This is a genomic window from Nostoc sp., assembly GCF_036916975.1.
Taxonomy (GTDB): Bacteria; Cyanobacteriota; Cyanobacteriia; order Cyanobacteriales; family Nostocaceae; genus Nostoc.
Genome location: NZ_JBALFF010000031.1, coordinates 16,180 through 36,500 on the forward strand (window position 1 = coordinate 16,180; position 20,321 = coordinate 36,500).

The 20,321-nt window shown below is 41.8% G+C and carries 22 protein-coding genes and 1 pseudogene; 11 read left to right on the top strand and 12 right to left on the bottom strand.

Annotated elements, in window-relative coordinates:
* Positions 1 to 62: 62 nt before the first annotated feature.
* The 3 genes from V7K73_RS05710 to V7K73_RS05720 all read right to left on the bottom strand — a co-directional run bounded on the left by V7K73_RS05710 (position 63) and on the right by V7K73_RS05720 (position 2,690).
* On the bottom strand, positions 63 to 1,562 hold the full coding sequence (locus tag V7K73_RS05710; protein WP_334877940.1) for a UDP-N-acetylmuramoyl-L-alanyl-D-glutamate--2,6-diaminopimelate ligase: 1,500 nt from the start codon (positions 1,560 to 1,562) through the stop codon (positions 63 to 65).
* Positions 1,563 to 1,615: 53 nt separating this feature from the next.
* Positions 1,616 to 1,903, bottom strand: coding sequence for a glutaredoxin family protein (locus V7K73_RS05715; protein WP_334877942.1), 288 nt, complete (start codon positions 1,901 to 1,903; stop codon positions 1,616 to 1,618).
* Positions 1,904 to 2,012: 109 nt separating this feature from the next.
* Entirely contained in the window at positions 2,013 to 2,690 is a 678-nt protein-coding gene (locus tag V7K73_RS05720) for a Uma2 family endonuclease (RefSeq protein ID WP_334877944.1), read from the bottom strand.
* Positions 2,691 to 2,802: 112 nt separating this feature from the next.
* Here V7K73_RS05720 and V7K73_RS05725 point away from each other — a divergent pair, with 112 nt between their 5' ends.
* From V7K73_RS05725 to V7K73_RS05745, 5 genes are all read left to right on the top strand, one after another.
* Positions 2,803 to 4,377 carry a CPBP family intramembrane glutamic endopeptidase gene (locus tag V7K73_RS05725; RefSeq protein ID WP_334877946.1) on the top strand — a complete coding sequence of 525 codons (1,575 nt, stop codon included), beginning with the start codon at positions 2,803 to 2,805 and terminating at the stop codon, positions 4,375 to 4,377.
* Positions 4,378 to 4,957: 580 nt separating this feature from the next.
* Positions 4,958 to 5,233: a TM2 domain-containing protein gene (locus V7K73_RS05730; protein ID WP_334877948.1), complete on the top strand. Its 276-nt coding sequence runs from the start codon at positions 4,958 to 4,960 to the stop codon at positions 5,231 to 5,233.
* A gap of 367 nt (positions 5,234 to 5,600) precedes the next feature.
* A complete protein-coding gene (locus V7K73_RS05735) occupies positions 5,601 to 5,780 on the top strand; it encodes a hypothetical protein (RefSeq protein ID WP_334877950.1) in 180 nt (59 codons plus the stop codon).
* Between the two features lie 135 nt (positions 5,781 to 5,915).
* Positions 5,916 to 8,534 carry a heavy metal translocating P-type ATPase gene (locus V7K73_RS05740; protein WP_334877952.1) on the top strand — a complete coding sequence of 873 codons (2,619 nt, stop codon included), beginning with the start codon at positions 5,916 to 5,918 and terminating at the stop codon, positions 8,532 to 8,534.
* A gap of 192 nt (positions 8,535 to 8,726) precedes the next feature.
* A complete protein-coding gene (locus V7K73_RS05745) occupies positions 8,727 to 9,221 on the top strand; it encodes an FHA domain-containing protein (RefSeq protein ID WP_334877954.1) in 495 nt (164 codons plus the stop codon).
* A 75-nt stretch (positions 9,222 to 9,296) separates the two neighbouring features.
* On the opposite strand, the gene V7K73_RS05750 is transcribed toward V7K73_RS05745, so the two are convergent.
* On the bottom strand, positions 9,297 to 9,644 hold the full coding sequence (locus V7K73_RS05750; RefSeq protein ID WP_334877956.1) for a hypothetical protein: 348 nt from the start codon (positions 9,642 to 9,644) through the stop codon (positions 9,297 to 9,299).
* 196 nt (positions 9,645 to 9,840) lie between these two features.
* Between V7K73_RS05750 and thyD the strand changes: the two genes are divergently transcribed.
* Both thyD and V7K73_RS05760 read left to right on the top strand, forming a co-directional pair.
* Positions 9,841 to 10,761 carry a thylakoid membrane protein ThyD gene (gene thyD / locus V7K73_RS05755; protein WP_334877958.1) on the top strand — a complete coding sequence of 307 codons (921 nt, stop codon included), beginning with the start codon at positions 9,841 to 9,843 and terminating at the stop codon, positions 10,759 to 10,761.
* 266 nt (positions 10,762 to 11,027) lie between these two features.
* Complete coding sequence (locus tag V7K73_RS05760; RefSeq protein ID WP_334877960.1) at positions 11,028 to 11,174, top strand: hypothetical protein; 147 nt, start codon at positions 11,028 to 11,030, stop codon at positions 11,172 to 11,174.
* On the opposite strand, the gene V7K73_RS05765 is transcribed toward V7K73_RS05760, so the two are convergent.
* The 5 genes from V7K73_RS05765 to V7K73_RS05785 form a co-directional block, all read right to left on the bottom strand.
* A complete protein-coding gene (locus V7K73_RS05765) occupies positions 11,171 to 11,680 on the bottom strand; it encodes a GNAT family N-acetyltransferase (protein WP_334877962.1) in 510 nt (169 codons plus the stop codon). The two genes, V7K73_RS05760 and V7K73_RS05765, sit on opposite strands and share 4 nt — an antisense overlap.
* Positions 11,680 to 11,946, bottom strand: a complete 267-nt coding sequence (locus V7K73_RS05770) for a type II toxin-antitoxin system TacA family antitoxin (protein WP_334877964.1) — start codon at positions 11,944 to 11,946, stop codon at positions 11,680 to 11,682. Before V7K73_RS05770 ends, V7K73_RS05765 begins: the two co-directional genes overlap by 1 nt.
* A 150-nt stretch (positions 11,947 to 12,096) precedes the next feature.
* On the bottom strand, positions 12,097 to 12,342 hold the full coding sequence (locus V7K73_RS05775; RefSeq protein ID WP_109009489.1) for a hypothetical protein: 246 nt from the start codon (positions 12,340 to 12,342) through the stop codon (positions 12,097 to 12,099).
* 122 nt (positions 12,343 to 12,464) lie between these two features.
* A complete protein-coding gene (locus V7K73_RS05780) occupies positions 12,465 to 12,887 on the bottom strand; it encodes a tetratricopeptide repeat protein (protein ID WP_334877966.1) in 423 nt (140 codons plus the stop codon).
* Positions 12,888 to 12,959: 72 nt separating this feature from the next.
* Entirely contained in the window at positions 12,960 to 13,316 is a 357-nt protein-coding gene (locus V7K73_RS05785) for an iron-sulfur cluster assembly accessory protein (protein ID WP_118161636.1), read from the bottom strand.
* A gap of 323 nt (positions 13,317 to 13,639) precedes the next feature.
* On the opposite strand from V7K73_RS05785, the pseudogene V7K73_RS05790 reads away from it, so the two are divergent.
* From V7K73_RS05790 to V7K73_RS05805, 4 genes and pseudogenes are all read left to right on the top strand, one after another.
* Positions 13,640 to 15,284: pseudogene (locus V7K73_RS05790) on the top strand (DUF6930 domain-containing protein).
* 1,684 nt (positions 15,285 to 16,968) lie between these two features.
* Entirely contained in the window at positions 16,969 to 17,145 is a 177-nt protein-coding gene (locus V7K73_RS05795) for a CopG family transcriptional regulator (RefSeq protein WP_334877969.1), read from the top strand.
* Between the two features lie 265 nt (positions 17,146 to 17,410).
* Complete coding sequence (gene zds, locus V7K73_RS05800) at positions 17,411 to 18,850, top strand: 9,9'-di-cis-zeta-carotene desaturase (RefSeq protein WP_334877970.1); 1,440 nt, start codon at positions 17,411 to 17,413, stop codon at positions 18,848 to 18,850.
* A 42-nt stretch (positions 18,851 to 18,892) separates the two neighbouring features.
* On the top strand, positions 18,893 to 19,336 hold the full coding sequence (locus V7K73_RS05805) for an SRPBCC family protein (protein ID WP_334877973.1): 444 nt from the start codon (positions 18,893 to 18,895) through the stop codon (positions 19,334 to 19,336).
* A gap of 238 nt (positions 19,337 to 19,574) precedes the next feature.
* Here V7K73_RS05805 and V7K73_RS05810 read toward each other — a convergent pair whose 3' ends face one another.
* The 3 genes from V7K73_RS05810 to V7K73_RS05820 all read right to left on the bottom strand — a co-directional run bounded on the left by V7K73_RS05810 (position 19,575) and on the right by V7K73_RS05820 (position 20,314).
* A complete protein-coding gene (locus V7K73_RS05810) occupies positions 19,575 to 19,793 on the bottom strand; it encodes a type II toxin-antitoxin system HicB family antitoxin (protein WP_334877975.1) in 219 nt (72 codons plus the stop codon).
* Positions 19,786 to 19,998, bottom strand: coding sequence for a type II toxin-antitoxin system HicA family toxin (locus V7K73_RS05815; RefSeq protein WP_334877977.1), 213 nt, complete (start codon positions 19,996 to 19,998; stop codon positions 19,786 to 19,788). Before V7K73_RS05815 ends, V7K73_RS05810 begins: the two co-directional genes overlap by 8 nt.
* Positions 19,999 to 20,077: 79 nt before the next feature.
* Positions 20,078 to 20,314 carry a 2Fe-2S iron-sulfur cluster-binding protein gene (locus V7K73_RS05820; protein ID WP_190938970.1) on the bottom strand — a complete coding sequence of 79 codons (237 nt, stop codon included), beginning with the start codon at positions 20,312 to 20,314 and terminating at the stop codon, positions 20,078 to 20,080.
* Between the last annotated feature and the right edge of the window lie 7 nt (positions 20,315 to 20,321).

Sequence of the window (20,321 nt, forward strand, 5' to 3'; positions counted from 1 at the left end):
GGGATGAAGAACTTACAACAAGTCTTTCCCCTTGTCCCCAAGTCCTCTTCCCAATGCCCAAATTAAGCTTGTATGTTTAGTCTTTGGTGTAAAGCGTCGCGTGCATGTTCTCGATCGTCAAAATGGATTTTTTCGGTGCCGAGAATTTGGTAGTCTTCATGACCTTTACCAGCAAGTAAGACTCCATCACCGGGTTGTGCTTGTAAAATAGCAGTACGAATTGCAGTAGCCCGATCGCAAATTACAGTTGGCTCAATTGTATCAGCAATTCCTGCCAAAATATCTTGCAAAATCCGTTCTGGGTCTTCAGTCCGGGGATTATCCGATGTCACCACTGCAACATCAGCTAATTCAGCAGCAATTTTACCCATTTTGGGGCGCTTAGTGCGATCGCGATCGCCACCACAACCAAACACGCAAATCACTTTACCAGGTATAAACGGGCGTGCAGCTTTCAGGAGATTTTCTAAACTATCGGGTGTGTGGGCATAATCCACAATCACGCTGATATCTTGATTAGGACTAATCTCTACCCGTTCCATCCGTCCGGGAACTCCGGGAAACTCAGGTATCACAGATGCGATTAACTGCAAATCTAGTCCTAAGTGTAAAACTGCTCCTACGGCTGCGAGAAGATTTTCTAAATTATATTCTCCGACTAAGGGCGATCGAAAAGCTACATCACCTTTTGGTGTATGTAATGTACCACTGACACCATTGGGCTGGTAACTTAAATCACTCATCCATAAATCAGCGCTGTTGTCGTTTACACTGTAACTCCAAACACGCTCAGAATCTAACGAGGCAATTAACCGCTTTCCGTAAGAATCATCAGCATTAATTATTGCTTGTCCCTTGAGATAATCAGGACTAAATAACAACGCTTTGGCAGCAAAATAATCTTCCATATCGGTGTGATAATCGAGATGGTCTTGAGTAAGATTACTGAACACCGCCACATCAAATTGACAACCCAATACTCTACCTTGGGCTAAAGCGTGGGAACTTACTTCCATCACCCCGAACTCACTACCAGCCTTTACAGCCTCTGCTAGCTGCTGTTGCAGTTCCACTGCAAAGGGTGTAGTGTAGGCAGCAGTTTGCTCAAAACCTGCCCAACGAGTGTAGAGAGTTCCCATCAAAGCTGTAGCTAGATTAGCTTTAATCAGCAGAAATTCAATCAGATGAGTAGTTGTAGTTTTGCCATTTGTACCAGTCACACCCACCAGCTTGAGTTTTTGCCCCGGATAACCGTAAAAAGCACTGGCTATTTGAGCACAAGCTTGAGTTATGTTACTTGCACTGATGACCACAGCCTGATTTGTGGGAGGATTTTTTTGTGCAGCTTCGGGAGAGACGATCGCAGCTATAGCCCCCAATGCGATCGCACTTTGCCAAAATTCCCCACCATCAACCCGCCCTCCTGGCATCCCAATAAACAAATCTCCCACACTACAAGCATGGGAATTCGTTTTCAAACCCTTAACTTCCACATCTCCCATCGGATGGCTAGGCAATTGTTCAACACTATCTACCGCCGTTAGTAATTCCCGCAATTTCATTTTGTGAACCTCGTCACATTCTTAATCTTGCGCTTATTTTGCATTATTTTTTTCTAATTGGCTAAATACTTACACAACATTTGCTCTAACTGCTGCACACTAGCACGAGGAGAAGGACGCGGCAATAATTTCTCACTCCCCTCTTCCTCCGTGGACTCTGCGCCTCTGTGGTTCGATAAATAAAGGACTGGCACCTCATACTCATACGCCGCGAACCAATCTTCACGAGTCGTAATATCCCTAATTTCCAACTCAAAACTCAGATTTTGGATTTGTTCTAGCTTTTCTTGCAAGCCTTCACATAAATGACAGCCGGGTTTACTATATAAAATTAATCGCATTTCTTAATTCATTACCATGAACACTATTCTACATATCACCAAAGGCGAATAAAGAGTATATTTATTTAAATGAACTATCAATTAATCAAAGCGATCGCACCCCACAAAATCAACTCAAAGTATCTGGATCTATCCCCAACCTTCGTAATTCTTGTGCCAACCTATCGGCGCGTTGTTCCGCAGCGATCGCTCTTTCTTCTGGTGTTAAATATCTCACTCCTTGTTTGTCATACCAATACAACCAATCCCGCGTAATTCCCTGATAGGTTCCCCGTTCACAACCAATTGCTAAACCTATCTCTGATAACCAAATAGGATTTCCTGGCTGCAATACATATTCCCCATTTACTAATCGATAAACTTCTAAAGGTGGTTTTCTCCGGCGTTGGGGATTGTAAACAACATAATACAAAATCTCCATCTCAGCATACATTTTCTTTTTCGTGCTGTATTCGCCACGCCGTTTATGAGAAACCACCTCCAACGCCACGATTGGCATAACTTTTTCTTCCCACAACACATAACTTAAACGCAAGTTTTCATCAAAAACTCGCTCAACTCCTAAACTTAAAAACCCATCAGGTACAATCGGCGGTAATTCGGGATCGTAATATATCCCCATATCAACCCCAAAAAACCAATCCATCCGGTTTGTCCACAGCCAAGCTAAGATGCTTTCTAGCAAGCCAGGAATCAAATGTTGTAGTTGATTATCCACAGGTTCATCGTCAGAATCGGGCAGATCCTCGGCTGCGGGTAAGCAGTGCAATGGGTTGTAATTTAACATGGTGGGTGCGATGCAAACTTATAATATTGATGATATCTATCCACCTCTGACTTTTTATTGCGATAATTCCCAAGGGGGACGCGCTCCCCACTGGTCTGTTAAAGGGGGATAGATGACACTCAAGCGATTGGTTTTATTTTTTGTACTGACGCCGATAGCAGTTTTGTTGGCAGTTTCGGCTTTATTCGGTAGTTGGCAAGAACCTCAGTTTCAAAGTCGCCTAGAACTCTACCAAACTAATATTGCTCTACAAGCCCAAGCTTGGCAATCAGAAGACAGCAGCGATCGCAATCTCAAAGCGGTTCAGGAAGCAATACTTGGTGACCAACCCCTGGAAGGCGCTACAAAGCAGTATCAAGAGGCGCGTCAATCAGTTGAAGCTAATTTAGACAAAGTTAACCACAAAATTGCACAATTACGCTCTCAATCTGAAATAACTCCCATACCTCCGAAACCTTTACCGGATGTTCCTCCCACTACTAAAACTTCTAAACAGGGACAGCAACAGTTACAGCAGTCCCTCAAGCAATTACAAAAATTACTCGCTGAATTAGACTTGCGCCTGGGAATTTTACAAGCACAGCAAGGACAGACGGATACAGCTTTCAAAACTTGGAGCGAATTACAACAACGCTCAGATATCAATCCAGAATTTGGAGAAACCGCAGCTGTATTAAGTGGACTGTGGAGCAATCCTCCCCGTCTGCTCCAAAATTCTCAAGAACGGATTCAAAAGAATTTAGAAGGTTGGTTTCGCTCTACTGCTTTGGTTCAGCTATACCAACTCCAGCAACGACAAGACGCTTTATCAGCAGTTAAAGCTGCACAACAAGAATCTGCTACTCAAGCGGTGATCAAATTAGCAGTTATTGGCACTATTCCCACCTTGGCAGCTTTAATTGGTCTAATACTGCTGATTTTATTATTTGCTCAACGCTTGTTCAAAGGAAAAACCTCGTTACTAGCTCAAAATGCTGATGTCCTTTGGTCAACACCTTGGGATGGTGAAACGATTTTGCAGGTTTTTATCGTCGGCTTTTTCTTCATGGGGCAAATTTTTGTCCCTTTATTGCTATCGCGGCTCCCCATCCCTCGTCCTGCGGGTGATGTGCGACTTCAGGCTTTTTATGTTTTAGTTAGTTACTTACTGGTAGCGTCGGGGGCGCTGTTAGTGCTTTATTTTTCTCTCAAGCGCTTTTTTCCATTACCAGAATTTTGGTTTCGCTTCCGTTTTCAAGATAACTGGTTTTTGTGGGGACTGGGAGGCTATTGTGCGGCTTTACCTATAGTTGTGGTAGTATCTTTGATTAATCAACAGCTATGGCAAGGACAGGGTGGTAGTAACCCTCTGTTACAATTAGCGCTAGAAAGCCAAGATGGTGTAGCACTTGGCATATTTTTCTTTACAGCAGCGATCGCTGCTCCATTTTTTGAAGAAATTCTATTTCGCGGCTTTTTGTTACCCTCTCTGACTCGCTACTTACCCGTTTGGGGAGCGATTCTGACCAGTAGCTTGTTGTTTGCGATCGCTCACCTGAGTTTGTCAGAAATTCTTCCCCTAACTGCATTGGGCATTGTCTTAGGAGTCGTTTACACGCGATCGCGCAACCTCCTTGCTCCTATGCTCCTCCACAGCCTCTGGAATAGTGGTACATTATTAAGTTTATTTGTTTTAGGTAGCAATTAAAACTAACTTACTACGGTTGCAAAAAAAATAAATATCTGATTTTATCTGCATAGGTAACAACAATTTACTAGTTATAATTGCTCGTAAGCATAAATACTAGCCCAAAAGCCAATTCAGATAAAGGCAAAAGCAAATCTAACCGCAACCGAAAGTTATTAGTCAATAACTGATCTCGTCATTGACGGGATGGCGTTTTGCGCCCGTTGGAAGCGATGTCTACGATGGGCTACGCCTATGCAAAAAAATCCGGAAATAATACTGACGGAGTTGTAAAAAGTGGTGTAGCAGTTTTTGCTGATTATTGAGGTTCATTCTTTTCAAGATAAAGCAAAATTGCCGCACCAGGGTTTGCGATTTTCAAATCTACCAAAAGTTATTAAGGAGCGCTAGATTTTCCGGCTATACCGGAAGAAATTTTAGCGTCCCCTTTGGAATAGAAGTACGCTGATTTTTAGTTATTTGTCTTGGGGCTTACTTATACTTAAAAAAATAAAAATATATGTATTAAGCAAGTAAATCTATTTGCTTTGATTACAATAAAGACTTTATTTTTATACCTCAATTATCAAGGAGTCGCACTATGTCAAATTTCAACCCCACTCACCCGACCAAACAACTTCTAGCTGGTTACTGTGGCATTATCCTTGGAGGATTTGGGGTTCATAAGTTTATTCTAGGATACGTTTCAGAAGGCTTTATCATGTTGGTGATTTCTGTAGTGGGAGGTTCTTTCACCTACGGAATTACCTTGATAATTATGCTACTTGTAGGTTTAATTGAAGGCATGATTTACTTGAATAAGCCGCCTGAAGAATTTGTAAATACCTACTTTGTGAAGAAGCAGGGCTGGTTCTAAAAAGTTATAAGTAAGTGGGTCAAATTAAATATAAAATCTCATCCTACCTCTGGCTTTACTTAGTAATGAGAGTGATTGAGGGTGAGGTTGAATCTTATGTTTAATACTTATCAGTAAACATTTAAAAGTTTTGATAATTGGGTTTAACTCCCCCACTATATCGGCGTTAACTGAGAACTGAAAACTAAGTAGAGTAGCGTGAATAATTCAAGGTTTGTAAGCTAAAAATCTTTTAATTTGCATCCTAAAAAAAATGAATCTCTTGTGGGGTGGGGCGATTTGCCCGCCCTAGTTGTGCAAATTAAATGCGCGACAGCTTGGTGAACGCGAGTGCGTCTCTACGAAATAATTTCAAGATTCTATTGCTATGCTAACGATCAAACGTAAACAGATGATCTGGATACTCTTCTTGTTGTTGGGCTTTGGCTATTTCAGCGCCATGTCTAATTTGGAAATTCACAATTTTTGGAAAAGCTTGATTGTCTTCATGCCAATGCAGGTTGGAGCTATCATTTATGTGACTTATTTACGCTGGAGCCGTCATTGACCCTGAGCCAGATACGAGAAATTAATAAATTTAATAGAGTTGACATACAGTCGTAGTTCCATATTTCGCCTACGCTCAAATTAGAGACGCTTTTAGTCAGGCGTTGAATTTCTGTAGCGAATCTAAACACAAGCCATGCAACTTGTCCCAAAAACTCAGCTAGCCCCAGAACTTGACCCAATCCTAGAGAAAATTATTCTCGATGTTGGGGGTATGAAGTGTGCTGGGTGTGTGAACGCAGTAGAACGACAGCTAACCCAATATCCAGGAGTCAAGAGTGCCTGTGTGAACCTGGCCACAGAGGTAGCAGTTGTAGAGTCAGAAACTGGTGCGGTAGATGCAGATGCACTAGCACAGAGATTAACAGCCGTTGGATTCCCGACTCAACAGAGAAAACCTAGTGGTATGGTAGCAGGCGAGATATCTAGCTTACCAGACCCAGCAGAACGACAACGCCAAGAAATGCGATCTTCTTTTAGGCAGTTAGCGATCGCAGCAATCTTACTATTATTGTCGGGAAGTGGACATTTTGGTAATCTTGGTAGCTCAGTGCTACCAGTGCTAAATAACATCTGGTTTCACTGTGGACTGGCGACAGTAGCGCTATTAATTCCCGGTCGCCCGATTATAGTAGATGGCTGGCTAGGCTGGCGGCGGAATGCGCCTAACATGAATACCTTGGTGGGATTGGGAACACTGACAGCCTACATTGCTAGTTTAATAGCGCTGCTTTTTCCTAAAATGGGTTGGGAGTGCTTCTTTGACGAACCAGTAATGATGCTGGGCTTTATTCTTTTGGGAAGGACATTAGAGCAACAAGCTAGAGGTCGTGCTGCTGCCGCATTTAGGAAATTGTTAGCACTCCAGCCACTCTTAGCGCGATTGATTCCCAACCCAGATAAAGGAGGAATGGGATCTTCTAGCGTAGAGATTCCTGCTGAACAAGTGCGTGTTGGTGAATGGGTACAAGTGTTGCCAGGTGATAAAATCCCTGTCGATGGTGAAGTGGTGGTTGGTAAAACAACAGTGGATGAATCGATGTTGACTGGGGAAGCCGTGCCAGTTATCAAGCAACCAGGCGATATGGTGACAGGAGGGACGCTAAACCAGTCAGGAGCGATCGCTATTCAGGCAACCCGGACTGGAAGTGATACAACTTTAGCTCGAATTGTCGCCCTAGTAGAAGCCGCCCAAACTCGGAAAGCCCCAGTACAGAAATTAGCAGATACAGTAGCTGGTTACTTTACCTACGGAGTGCTGACAGCATCTGTATTAACATTTGTCTTTTGGTACTTTTTCGGTACTCACATCTGGACTAATGTCAGCATGTCTAGTGGCATGGAAATGATGAGCCACGCTACACATGAAGTTCCCCACTCCCCCCTATTAATCAGTTTAAAACTAGCGATCGCAGTTATGGTAGTCGCCTGTCCCTGTGCTTTAGGACTTGCTACACCAACAGCAATTCTTGTCGGGACTGCAATGGGCGCAGAACGCGGTCTGTTAATCAAAGGCGGCGACGTTTTGGAAAAAGTACACCAGTTAAACACCGTAGTCTTTGATAAAACCGGCACTTTGACCACAGGTAATCCCATCGTTACAGATTGTCTGTTAATTGGAGGAGATGAGGGAGTAATCGAAGCAACATCCCCCTCATCCCTAATCCAACTAGCCGCCGCCGTAGAAAGCGGTACTCACCACCCCCTAGCAAAAGCGATTCAGCAAGAAGCACAGGGGCAACAGTTATCTATTCCAGAGGCTGTGGACTTTCACACAGAACCAGGATTAGGAGTGTCTGCTGTGGTAGAGGGCAAAGTTGTACTATTGGGTAACTGGGAGTGGTTGAGTTGGCACGGCATTGCTATTAACGAAGCTGCCCAACAGATAGCACAGGATTTGGCAACAGATGGTAAAACAGTCGTTTGCGTAGCAGTTGGGGGAACTTTAGCCGGGTTAATTGCTGTTTCTGATCCCCTCAGACCAGATGCCAAATCTACCGTAGACAAGTTACGTCAGATGGGGTTACGGGTAATGCTGCTCAGTGGCGATCGCCAAGAAGCAGCTAACGCCATAGCCAAGCAACTAGGATTAGATAGTGCTGATGTTATAGCAGGTGTTCCCCCAGCCAAAAAAGCAGCTGCAATACAGTCTCTCCAGTTAGAAGGCACAAGGAAACAATGGGGACAAGGAGACAAGGCAACAAACAAAACTCCTAACTCCTCACTCCTAACTCCTAACTCCTCACTCCAAACTCCTAACTCCCCACTCCAAACTCCTAACTCCCCACTCCAAACTCCTAACTCCCCACTCCAAACTCCTAACTCCTCACTCCAAACTCCTAACTCCTCACTCCAAACTCCTAACTCCCCACTCCTAACTCCTAACTCCGTTGTCGCAATGGTAGGAGATGGAATCAACGATGCTCCAGCTTTATCCCAAGCAGATGTCGGAATTGCTTTACACTCCGGGACAGATGTGGCGATGGAAACTGCTGAAATTGTCCTAATGCGCGATCGCTTAAACGATGTCGTGGAATCTATTCAGCTTAGTCGCGCCACCTTCAACAAAATCCGCCAAAATTTATTCTGGGCTTTTGCATACAATACAGTTGGCATTCCTTTAGCAGCAGGCGTTTTGTTCCCTAGTCTGGGTTTTGTCCTTAACCCATCTGGTGCTGCTGCATTAATGGCTTTTAGCTCTGTTAGCGTCGTCACAAACTCAATATTATTACGGCGATTAGCTCATCACCCGTAAAATTTCCATCTCAACCATCTCAAGTTAAACTAAGTCGCCCCGTCAGCTTTTACGCAGCCGATAAAGCCTCTTAAGACAATTACCAAAGCTATCATAGCTAGTGGAGTAGAACGAATATGTTCTACTCTTTCAAGGTATTATGCAACTTTAAAGCTTATTTAGATCAGCACTACAGACTTATGGTGCGCGAAAATGGCAAGATCCGATACTAAACAAATATTAATCAATTACAGTTCCACCAATTTGTCAATGGCAGCAGAAACCAATGAAAACCATCTACTGATTATTGAAGACGATCAAGGTCGCAAAGAATTTTCTCTGGAGCACCCCGTCTACTCTATCGGTAGAGATCGTGAGTGTAATATCCGTTTGATGTCGCAGTTTGTCTCCCGCCGCCATGCCACATTAGTGAGATTGCCACGAGATCATAATAGTCATAGCTACTATTACCGGATTGTAGATGGCGATGCCAAAGGGAAGGCTAGTTCCAACGGTTTGATGATTAATGGACGTAAAATACCAGCTCACGATCTCAGAAATGAAGACGAGATCGTTTTTGGACCCCAAGTACGTGCTATTTATTACCTTTTAAGAAACACTCAGCGTTTAGGACAAACGGATTCGAGTGAGTACGATATTACACTAATAAACCCCGGTATGGCCGAGGATTTAGAGGATGTGCAATAGTGAATTATAACTACCAATAACAGCTTGATAATCCCACGACTTCAAGATGTGGTAGTGTCAATTAAATCACCAAAGCTATCCTGCAAGACTTTCAATCAAATGCCAATGGCGGCTACTTTCAATTGACTGCTTGATGACTTCAAACATTTGTCGGCAGTAATTATCTAGTTGAAGTGGTAGTTCTTCATTTTTAATCACAATGCTCATCCGGGTTTCTGTTTCAGTAGATTTTGATTTATCAATCAATACTTCTACTGTGATTAATTTAGGAAAAGGAACATGACCGGGAACCTCACGAGCGATAATATAATCGCCCGTGTAGTATTGAATATCCAGCTGACAGTCTTGTAGAAGTTCTACAAGTAACGGCAACAGATGGTCACTCTTGACAGAAACAGTAAATGAACAGGTATAGCGAGCCATAATAGCCCCACGCCTTGCAACACTCTGTCCATCCTATAATACTGAAGCATCTAAACGAAAAGTGATTCAAAAAGCGAAGTTTTTGAAATTACCCATTACTAGATATACAGTCACATCTGTTCGATCCACAATGAAAGTGCCGTAAGCTAAAAGTTTGATCAAAAACTTTACAATAAAGGTTTGGCTGAGGTAGAACATGAAAGTCGCAATTACTGGAGCAACAGGATTTGTTGGTAATCGTTTAATACAACGACTCCACGCAAAAGGTCATCAAATAGTAGTATTAACTCGGAACACCACCTTTGCTCAAAAGGTTTTTCCATCTGAGGCTTTCCCAAATGTAGAAATTGTTGCCTATACACCAAATACATCTGGTTCTTGGCAAAGTATCATCGCTAGTTGTGATGGCGTAGTTAATCTAGCCGGAGAACCCATTGCTGAAGGACGCTGGACATCAGAACGCAAACAAGAAATCCTCAATAGCCGGAAGCTAGGTACACAAAAAATAGTTGAAGCAATAACCAACGCTAACCCCAAACCATCTGTGTTAATTAACGCTTCGGCTATTGGCTACTACGGCACCAGTGAAACGACAACCTTTGATGAAACAAGTACATCTGGTAACGATTTTCTCGCCCAAGTCTGCCAAGCTTGGGAAGCAGAGGCGAAAAAGGTACAAGATGCTGGTGTGCGGTTGGTAATTCTGCGTTTTGGGATTGTTCTAGGCAATGGTGGTGCTTTAGGTAAAATGATTCCGCCTTTCAAACTCTTCGCTGGTGGTCCCATTGGCAGTGGTCGCCAGTGGTTCTCATGGATTCACCTAGACGATTTAGTTAACCTGATTCTGGAAGCTTTAACTAAACCGGAAATAGAAGGTGTATATAATGGCACTGCCCCTAACCCAGTCAGAATGGCAGATTTAAGCCAAACTTTGGGACAAGTGATGAATCGTCCTTCTTGGTTACCTGTTCCTGGTTTTGCGATCGAAGCTCTTTTAGGAGACGGGGCTATAGTAGTTTTAGAAGGTCAACAAGTCATCCCAAAGCGCACCGTGGAAACAGGCTTTGAGTACAAATATCCTAATTTGCAATCAGCTTTAAGGCAAATTCTTAATTAAAAGGGAGTGGGGAGTGGGGGAAATGATTGCAGCACAAAATGACAAGAGTAGTTTGTTACTCTCTTTAAATTTTATCTGCAAGTGCGATCGCACTGCCTCCCCACAAATCGAAAAACTCCACAGCACATTGTTAAAACCACTACTCTATTGCTTCAAAATCAATATTCATTTCGCTCTTTTTACATTTCTTTAAAGAGAGGTTCTTAAAAGCTATTTTGTTACAGCTATTAAGAATATTCCCACAACAATAAAAATTTTCGGGTGAAATGTCGATAAATGGGATAAAATCATCTTTCTCAACTACTTTCAGCGATCGCACTCAACCACCAAAACAAAACCCCGTGCTGTATGAAGCGCTACGGGGTGATAATTGGGGTTGTGGGGGAATGGGTGGGGGTGGATTTTCTTTTTAATCTATAATACTTGCTCGAATATCTTTTAAAGTCATCATCAGTGTTAATGGTTCTATTGGTGATGGTTGAAACCCACGTTTTAAATAAAATCTTTTCGCTTCTTCATCTTTAGCGTGAACCAAAATACATCTAACACCTGCTATTTGGGATACTGATAAAATACGAATAATAGCATCTTTTAATAAGCCAGACCCTATACCCTGTCCTTGCCATTTGGTATCGACTGCTAGTCTACCAATAAGCATACACGGTATAGGGTCTGGTGCGTTCCGTTTAGCTTTGCTAACAGCTACTAAATGAGTTACAGATCCGGTTGCTAAACAGTAATAGCCTATTACTTGATTTTCAACCGTTACCACAAAAGTTCTAGCCGTATCCCACTCATTTTTCAAAGCTTTCTCCTTCAGCCAGTTATTCAAAGCTTCTGATTTAGATTTAAACTCTAATACATCCTGCTCATGAGTAAGTGGCTGAGGAGCATTAATAGTTTTTGTTTGTTCTATCATTAATCCCAAGGCGATTTAGTCGTTAATAATTTACGAATTTCTTCATTCGCTTTAGGTGGTGAGTCCAACATAGTAAGGAATTCTTGATATTTTTCCTCGTCTAACGCGAAGAAGGTTTTGTCACAGATGACTTTTTCAGCTTCTCGGCAGGCTACCTCTAACATAAAGTCAGAACGGTTCTTACCAAGAATCGCAGCGGCATTATCAATTAAATCCCGTTGTTGTTCTTGAACTCTAATATTAATTACTTGGTTACGGGCAAGCATTGGGTATCTTCCATTTGTGTATCTCATTTAGCGTTGCTGAATTAAGTTTCAAGCTTTATTCAACAATGCTTAATATCTAATATAGAATATTGTGTATACAACGTCAACACAAAATTTGGGAGCGGAACAAATTATTGCTCTCTTGCTGCGCTATTGACTAGATAGAAATTTTTTGGAAACCCAACTGATAATACCGCTAAGAATGGCACCGCCCATCAGGATACCGATCGCAGGGTTAAAAACGGGTTGCCAGAGTTTATGCCACAAATCCAAACCCAAGTTGACTCCTACAGAATCACCGATCGCAGCGATCGCTAACCAGATAAAGCCAAACAAAACCAAAAAAACATCGGCGACTAAAATCGTGTTTAGCCAATTTAACAATTTATCTTTCATGTATCGTTTGATCTAAATTGCCCAAGATTTTATGACTGTAGGACTGCTAATTAAGTAAGTTAGAAGTGAGGATTGCCTACTGGAATTTAACTCCTAACTCCTCACTCCCAACTCTTAACTTCTCATTCTTCAAACAGCCAATTTTTGACTTTTGTCAAACTCTGCCAATCTGGTTTTCTACTGAAACCGTCTGCAATACTGGTTTTTATTTCATCGCGCCATTCTTCGTTGACAAACATTAACTGTTGTGCTAAATCAATATGTTCTCGTAAACCTTTTTGACCTGTTTCCAGCATTGCTAAGGCCAGATTGACTCTAGCCTGTGGGTCTTGGGGATTTAACTTGACTGCTTTTTGTGCAGCTTTGTAAGCCAAATTGGGTTTGTTATCGAGTAGATATAACCACGCCAAACAAATCCAAGCAGCACTAGTTTTCGGAGCGCGATCGCACACTTCTTTAAACACAGGGATTAAAGAATCTACCGCATCTCCTGCTTTATAGCGTTCCAAACCTGTATCAAATAGGGATTCAACTGTATTAGTCATTGGTCATTAGTCATTAGTGATTAGTCATTTGTCTAGAGTCCAATGACAAGGGACAAATGACAAATGACAATATTACACCCCAAATGACTTGCCGCAACCACAAGTTTGGTTAGCATTGGGGTTAGTGAATTGAAAGCCACCGCCAATCATGGCATCGCTGTAATCGAGCATTAAACCGTAGAGATATAATAGACTCTTGCGATCGCTGACAATTTTGAAGCCATCATAATCAAAAACTTCATCCTGGGGGGTGATCTTGCTAGTGTCTTCAAAGTCCATCATGTAAGACATGCCTGAACAGCCACCCTGACGGACTCCTACCCGTAAGCAGAAGTCTGTGCCTTGCCTGTCCCGGAGGGATTTTACCTGGTGCAATGCGGCTTCGCTCAACAGAATTCCGCGTTGTTGAGACTGAATTGCTTGTGTCATCTGCTTTTTTAACTCCAAAATTTAGTCTAAGCTTTACCTGATATCGGCTCTAGGTTGCCAATGGTGTTTTTGTATTCATTCTAGCGGCTTAGATGTCGTTAGATGCCAAATTGTAAACACTCCGTCAAAAGTAGCCAAATATTTTTATTCTAGAATTGAGAGACGAGAAGTGTGTTTAGAGATTCGGTATTTTTGGAATTTACAGTCTGGCGGCAGTCCCAGAAGCAACTATCTTTTAGGTGCAGCCATAAAAACCTAATCCAAGGCTAGCTATCATCCCCCAAAGTCTACTTGCAAATTGCTTCTTTTGATTAACTTACTCTATGACAAGTTTTAATCGCTCTACCAGTCGTCGGTTGAAGAAATTAACTCAAATTCCTTCTGTATGGGAGGGCGATCGCCGTCCGTTGTCATCACCAAACCAGCATTCAAACTCAGAGGAAAAGGGAGAATGCATTCTTTGGGTAGATTACTCCCAAGGTGTGGTTCGAGGAATGGATATGGTAGCTTCAGATATTGGACCAGAAGCAATAGTTCGCACCTTAATGCAAGCAATGGAGCATCCCCAGAGTCCGGCAAGACCTGCCAGACCTCAAAGAATTGTGGTCAAAGACCGGGAGATCCAATTTTACCTGCGGGGGGTACTGCAAGATTTAGATATTGCCATTGACTACGCACCAGAACTGCCTTTAATTGACGAACTGTTTCGCGGCTTTGCTGACATTCTCGATAGTCAAACCCCTGACTTACCCCCAGAGTATGGACAAATCTTGCGAGAGAAAGCATTTGCAATTTGGCAAGCAGCGCCTTGGGAATTTTTGGAAGAACAGCAAATTTTGTCAATCGAGATTAATAATTGGGATGTTGGCACACTCTACGCCTCAGTTATGGGAATGCTAGGAATGGAGTATGGGATTTTGTTTTATCGCTCAGAAGAGTCTTTAAAACAGTTTCGCGCCGCAGTTTTAACGGATGATGAATCAACGGAGCATCTAGAAGAAGCGTTCCTCAAGCAAGATTGTCTGTTTCTCACCTTTGAGAGTGCTGATGAAACCGATGAAGATGAGGATGAAGAAAGTGATTTGGCGGATCTGCCATTATCAGAAATTAACCCAACTTTCGGTAATATCCACCCCTTAGAAGGACTACGGTCTGTTTTGTATGACGAAGAAGCACTGGTAATCTTGGTTGGGATCGAAAGCCTAAGTCGCTTTATTAGCGATCACCGTCGCCAGCTTCATGAGGACATCTTCCCTCCTCTCAGTCGTCGCTATCGCATTTCTCTGCCGCAGTCGGAAGAAGCAACTAAATCTCTGCCTGTTACAGTCTCTACTATGCCGGAGTTAGCAACAGAATTAGAGGAAATAGCAGGCTTTGATGTCGATGACGAGGAGAGCGAAAACTTTGACTCCCCAAATTAATTTCCAATCATTGCAAGATGACTTGATACCAGAAGACTCCTTCCTCAGTTTAGGTGTGGTGTCCTGGGAAATGTTGGAGTACCTGCGTAAAGGGGTCAGCTACCATCAGGCTGGTGAAATCAAACAAGTGGGTGACGGTTTGCCGGTGATTTTAATTCAAACTTCCCGCCCCAAGGCTAAGACTGTAATTGAAAGAATTGAAGCAACAGGAGGACTGAGAGCTATTTGCTTTAATCCAGGTGCCGATCCCTTCGATGGCGATCGCTACGACCTGGGTTTATTACAAACTCAAAATGGCGAATTGTTCCTATTTGGAGAATTTTTAGATGAAGATCCGATTCATGTAGAAGCCCGGAAAAAATGGAATCAACGCTGTAAAAATACTTTGGGCTACTGTGGCTTAATTATTGCCAAAGGGCTAACCGGAGCTTCCCGTGGCAATCCTCAGTTGCGAGATATGATGGCTTTGTTTGAAGCGCGATCGCTCTCACCTAAAGATTTAGGTATTGGCACTCTTCAACTGATGCCCCAAGTTAAATTTGAATAGTTACACAAATTCTCCCAATCCTCAATCTCAAATTGTGCTTATGAGAAATTACATAACAATTCAGGAGCAAAGCCGCAGATGCTCCGCCTCCAATCACAATTCAGGAGCAAAGCCGCAGACGTTTCCGTTGCTTTGGTCAGAATAGTTAAAGAATCAGAAAAATACTTAGGAACCTTTAGGATTACTGAATTGAAAAATCCAGAGCGGAGCAAACCTTCCCTCTGGATTTTTTTTAGCTTAGAGTCCTCTCTGAATTCTGCTGTATGTTAACAGCAGTAGGTGACCAATGGAAGTTAACTTTACCTCAATTTCATGAAGTAGTTGTATTTTGAAATTTTTTCAGTCATTTTATCTGGTTATTTACCAGCATAAATCAGTACAAAACGCTAAAAGAGTCTCCGCAAAGCTCTGTTTAATAAAATCTAAGTGACGTACTTAGATATCGAAATATTTTTTTAACCATTTTCTGAGTTTTGCATCTTGTTAGATATCAATATAATTAAGCAAAATATCAGATTTTATCTTTTTATTTGTAATGTTTTTATGAAGCAGAAGAATGAATGTATTTAGTCTTTAAATGAAGATTATTTAAAGCATATAAATAATGGCTATAATGAAAACATAATGAAAAAAAATAGAATACGTAATTACTTTTATGAGGATAGTTACTAAATAATAAATTTTTGCAAATGAAAAGTTTATGACAGTAGTTTTTTAGCTTTAAAAAATTTATTTCCAAATTCATGGTACAGAAATTTGCAAAAAAAATTTCTCTAAACTCCCGATAAATAAATAGTATGAAGAGAAAAAATCACTGAGTTGAAGACAAACTATATCGCTAGAGAGAAGATAGAATACATCTGAGATTACATCGGATTTTTACGACGATTTAGTGTAAATGCATGAAGCAAAAATAAAATATTGTCATCGGCAACAGTCAAGTAACATCATATTTCTTTAGCGAGCATTTACTGTGTAAAATTACAGATAGTACTGTTAAAATTTACCAAAAAAGTCAGTTCTTTACGCCCAAAAAGGTGAGTTTTATACCCTTTTTGGTGGTTACTATATTGGATCAAAGAAGCAATCAGCTTGATCGATGATAGCCAAAATTCATAAACGTTCAAGTAGCTTTTAACTTGGTGATTATAGTAATGGGCGCAGATGGGTGTTTGTTTTAGACCGATCGCTTATTTGCCTACTTTTAAGTGATTATTCACAACCTCTATAGACGATTGTAACCCTCATTTGAGAAGCATTTCAGCACCATCGTGATTCTGAAGTTTTATTTTCTGGTGTTATCCAAGATGTTCTCTCCAAGTGGCTTTGGCGAACTTGGTTAAGAGAGAAGGTCAAATACTTCCGATGCAGAATAACTTTGGAAATCTTAATTGAGTCAACAATAGGTGTCTTGAATTCATTTATAAAACTTCATTGTCAGGCTTTACTCATGCTGTTAGTAGCGTTATTATCTTCAAAAGCAACTATGTGGTCTTTATCATGTCAATATAATAACAAATAAAGTGTAATCTTTTAATTTCTTTAGGAAATGATGAATACTTTGACAAAACGAATATTTTTCATATTAATGATATTACTTGTTTCCTGAGACAAATTCTGATAACCTTATCGGTTCCCTCTTTAATTTAGACTATTTCGACGAGCTAAATATCCAGCAGATAACATGATAATGACAAATAAAAAATGGGCTGTTAAACGTATAACTGTCAATCTCGCAACACAGGAAGCGGAAAAGCTAGAAAAATATTGTGAACAAACAGGTAGACCCGCAACCGATGTGATTCGGGAACTGATTAGAAGTTTGCCTGTCTCCGATGACAACAAAGATGTAAACAAGTAAGAAGTTGCTTTTACGGCTTACCAGATAACTGCTTTGTTACCAAAAAATTATGATCCTTTTTTGAGTCCGCCGCTATGGACAAGAGTTTGTCTAGCTGATACAGACGCGTTTTTCTCGCGTCTGCTCAATTGCTAAGACTAAAACAAGGGATCAAAAAGGTTTTAGTATCGACACCATGCTTTATGCTGGTGGAGTTGATATTAAGTAGTAAATTCCGACACCAACCCAGTTACAATCTGTAAAGAAACTGAAAAGGAACGACGGAATGCGTGTTGCAATCGTAGGTGCGGGACTGGCTGGGCTAGCAACCGCAGTAGATTTAGCTGATGCTGGCTGTGAAGTAGAGATTTTTGAGTCTCGTCCGTTTGTGGGTGGTAAAGTTGGTAGTTGGGTTGATGGAGATGGCAACCATCTAGAAATGGGTTTGCATGTATTTTTCGGCTGCTACTACCAACTATTTGACTTGATGAAGAAAGTGGGGGTGTTAGAAAACTTACGCCTCAAAGAACATACCCACACTTTTATTAATAAAGGGGGGCGCACTGGTGCTTTGGATTTTCGGTTCCTTACAGGTGCGCCTTTCAATGGCTTAAAGGCATTTTTTACTACTTCCCAACTATCGTTGCAGGATAAACTGCAAAATGCGATCGCTTTGGGTACTAGTCCAATAGTTCGCGGGCTGGTAGACTTTAACGGGGCGATGAAAACCATTCGCAAGTTAGATAAAGTTAGCTTTGCCGACTGGTTCCGCAGTCATGGTGGGAGTAATGGCAGCATCAAACGGATGTGGAACCCCATTGCCTACGCTCTGGGATTTATTGATTGCGAAAATATGTCTGCCCGTTGTATGTTAACGATATTCCAGTTATTTGCAGTTAGAACTGAAGCCTCAGTTTTGCGAATGCTGGAAGGTTCTCCATCTGAATATTTGCACAAGCCCATTCTGGAGTATTTAGAAGTTAGAGGCACCAAAGTTTACACGCGTCGGCAAGTTCGGGAAATTCAATTTACTGAGTTAGAGGAACAAACCCGCGTCACTGGTATAGTAGTTGCCCAAGGTGATACATTAGAAACTATCACTGCTGATGCTTACGTTTTTGCCTGTGATGTTCCAGGAATTCAACGCATCCTACCGCACGAGTGGCGTAAGTGGTCAGAATTTGACAATATTTACAAACTGGATACAGTGCCAGTCGCTACAGTGCAGCTTCGCTTCGATGGTTGGGTAACTGAACTCAACGATGGAGAGCAACGTAAACAGCTTTTGCACGCGGCTGGAATCGATAATTTACTATACACAGCCGATGCTGACTTTTCTTGTTTTGCCGATTTGGCGTTGACTAGCCCTGCTGATTATTATCGCCCAGGACAGGGTTCATTGTTACAGCTAGTGCTGACACCGGGAGATCCGTTTATTGCACAAAGTAATGAAGCGATCGCCCAGCATGTCCTCAAGCAAGTGCATGAACTGTTTCCCTCGTCGCGGGAGCTAAATATGACTTGGTACAGTGTAGTAAAACTTGCTCAGTCTCTCTACCGTGAAGCGCCAGGGATGGATGCGTATCGTCCCAACCAAAAGACACCAGTAGATAATTTCTTCCTTGCAGGGAGTTATACTCAGCAAGATTACATCGACAGCATGGAAGGTGCTACTATTTCTGGACGGCGGGCGGCAAAGGTGATTTTGGAGAGTTTGAAGAGATAACGAACCGCAAAGGGCGCAAAGAGCGCAAAGGAAGAAGTAGAGATGTCAGACTGGTTAGAGCATACTGTGCAGGTAGAAGTAGACGCTCCCATAGATTTAGTATGGAGCCTCTGGTCTGATTTGGAGCAAATGCCCCGGTGGATGAAGTGGATTGATTCGGTGAAAATTCCGCCCGATAATCCAGATATATCTCTTTGGAAACTAAAGACGGGCAGTCTAGAATTTACTTGGAAATCTCGAATTCTCAAAGTTATTCCCAACCAAATTATCCAATGGGAATCGATTGATGGTTTGCCAAATCAGGGAGCGATTCGCTTTTACGATCGCAACAATAGTAGTATTGTTAAAATGACCATTTCCTACGCTATCCCCGGTATTATTGGCAAAATTATGGATAACTTGTTTTTGGGGCGGGTAGTTGAATCGACAATTCAAGCTGATTTGGAAAGGTTTAAAGAATACGCCCTGAATGTTAAAGCTAATTGATATAGATAAGTAGGTAGACGTAATTAAACATATAATAAACCTCACCCTCAATCCCTCTCCGATATTTTGGAGAGGGAAGCCGGAGGCAGGGTGAGGTTTTATATTTAATTTGACCCGCTTACTTAGCAAAAATAGGCAGTAGGAAACAAGCTGTAAAAGTTTCTTGCTGCCTGAACATTTGTTCGGGTAAAGGGAGTAGCATTAACTGTTAAAATGCCTGTATTAAAGCACGTATGCGTTAGCACACACTACTTACTGTTGGTTCTGGAAGTGGATCACCCACAGCTTCGTAAGCAATAATTAGAGACTCTAAAGCTTCAATTCCATTTGCCACAGCTAACTCGTAAGTATCCCCATGTGTCCGCCAGCGTTGTCCTAGAAAATCAGGGAATGCTACTAAGAAGCAATTATCTTCTTCAGACCACTGAATAATCATTTGGTACTTAAGCTTACTCATCTTTTTCTTTTCCTTCTACTTCCTCAATTGCCTGTTTCACTTCCTTCTCTTGGTAGCGTTTAGCATCTGCTCCGTCTTTGCCTGAAATCGTGATTTTTCCACTATAGAGGGGATGCACCCAGTTAGTATGACTTCCTTTTCCTGGGATTTGTGTAAAACCTACTTGGGAAAGCATTTGCTTCAGTTCCCGGATTTTCTTTGGCATTAATTTTATAAAAAAATACCATCGCCACAGTAAGAAACAATGGGTTAAAGTTTCTTGCTTGTCAATAACAGGGGCAATATTACCAAGTTGGGTCGCTAAACAAATTAATCGTCAATTCTTCGCGTGGCGGTACTCCGGTGATACAAGCGCGGATGATTTCTCCATCCTCTAATTCGACGGTGCAAGCGTGACAAGACCCCATTAGACAACCGGTGGGAATAAATACCCCAGCCCGGTCTGCTACATCTAATAGGGCTTCTCCCACTTCGGCATCTACTGTGACATCATCTGGTAAAAAGTGGACACGAACAATCATTAGATAA

Bases quoted from the DNA above. Each gene is read 5' to 3' on its own strand.
- V7K73_RS05795 (WP_334877969.1), top strand. From the start codon at position 16,969: ATGATAATGACAAATAAAAAATGGGCTGTTAAACGTATAACTGTCAAT.
- V7K73_RS05725 (WP_334877946.1), top strand. From the start codon at position 2,803: ATGACACTCAAGCGATTGGTTTTATTTTTTGTACTGACGCCGATAGCA.
- V7K73_RS05780 (WP_334877966.1), bottom strand. From the start codon at position 12,887: ATGACTAATACAGTTGAATCCCTATTTGATACAGGTTTGGAACGCTAT.
- V7K73_RS05765 (WP_334877962.1), bottom strand. From the start codon at position 11,680: ATGATAGAACAAACAAAAACTATTAATGCTCCTCAGCCACTTACTCAT.
- V7K73_RS05760 (WP_334877960.1), top strand. From the start codon at position 11,028: ATGTCGATAAATGGGATAAAATCATCTTTCTCAACTACTTTCAGCGAT.
- thyD (WP_334877958.1), top strand. From the start codon at position 9,841: ATGAAAGTCGCAATTACTGGAGCAACAGGATTTGTTGGTAATCGTTTA.
- V7K73_RS05735 (WP_334877950.1), top strand. From the start codon at position 5,601: ATGCTAACGATCAAACGTAAACAGATGATCTGGATACTCTTCTTGTTG.
- V7K73_RS05740 (WP_334877952.1), top strand. From the start codon at position 5,916: ATGCAACTTGTCCCAAAAACTCAGCTAGCCCCAGAACTTGACCCAATC.
- V7K73_RS05775 (WP_109009489.1), bottom strand. From the start codon at position 12,342: ATGAAAGATAAATTGTTAAATTGGCTAAACACGATTTTAGTCGCCGAT.
- V7K73_RS05750 (WP_334877956.1), bottom strand. From the start codon at position 9,644: ATGGCTCGCTATACCTGTTCATTTACTGTTTCTGTCAAGAGTGACCAT.
- V7K73_RS05815 (WP_334877977.1), bottom strand. From the start codon at position 19,998: ATGCCAAAGAAAATCCGGGAACTGAAGCAAATGCTTTCCCAAGTAGGT.
- V7K73_RS05820 (WP_190938970.1), bottom strand. From the start codon at position 20,314: ATGATTGTTCGTGTCCACTTTTTACCAGATGATGTCACAGTAGATGCC.
- V7K73_RS05810 (WP_334877975.1), bottom strand. From the start codon at position 19,793: ATGAGTAAGCTTAAGTACCAAATGATTATTCAGTGGTCTGAAGAAGAT.
- V7K73_RS05715 (WP_334877942.1), bottom strand. From the start codon at position 1,903: ATGCGATTAATTTTATATAGTAAACCCGGCTGTCATTTATGTGAAGGC.
- V7K73_RS05730 (WP_334877948.1), top strand. From the start codon at position 4,958: ATGTCAAATTTCAACCCCACTCACCCGACCAAACAACTTCTAGCTGGT.
- V7K73_RS05710 (WP_334877940.1), bottom strand. From the start codon at position 1,562: ATGAAATTGCGGGAATTACTAACGGCGGTAGATAGTGTTGAACAATTG.
- V7K73_RS05770 (WP_334877964.1), bottom strand. From the start codon at position 11,946: ATGCTTGCCCGTAACCAAGTAATTAATATTAGAGTTCAAGAACAACAA.
- zds (WP_334877970.1), top strand. From the start codon at position 17,411: ATGCGTGTTGCAATCGTAGGTGCGGGACTGGCTGGGCTAGCAACCGCA.
- V7K73_RS05805 (WP_334877973.1), top strand. From the start codon at position 18,893: ATGTCAGACTGGTTAGAGCATACTGTGCAGGTAGAAGTAGACGCTCCC.
- V7K73_RS05785 (WP_118161636.1), bottom strand. From the start codon at position 13,316: ATGACACAAGCAATTCAGTCTCAACAACGCGGAATTCTGTTGAGCGAA.
- V7K73_RS05745 (WP_334877954.1), top strand. From the start codon at position 8,727: ATGGCAAGATCCGATACTAAACAAATATTAATCAATTACAGTTCCACC.
- V7K73_RS05720 (WP_334877944.1), bottom strand. From the start codon at position 2,690: ATGTTAAATTACAACCCATTGCACTGCTTACCCGCAGCCGAGGATCTG.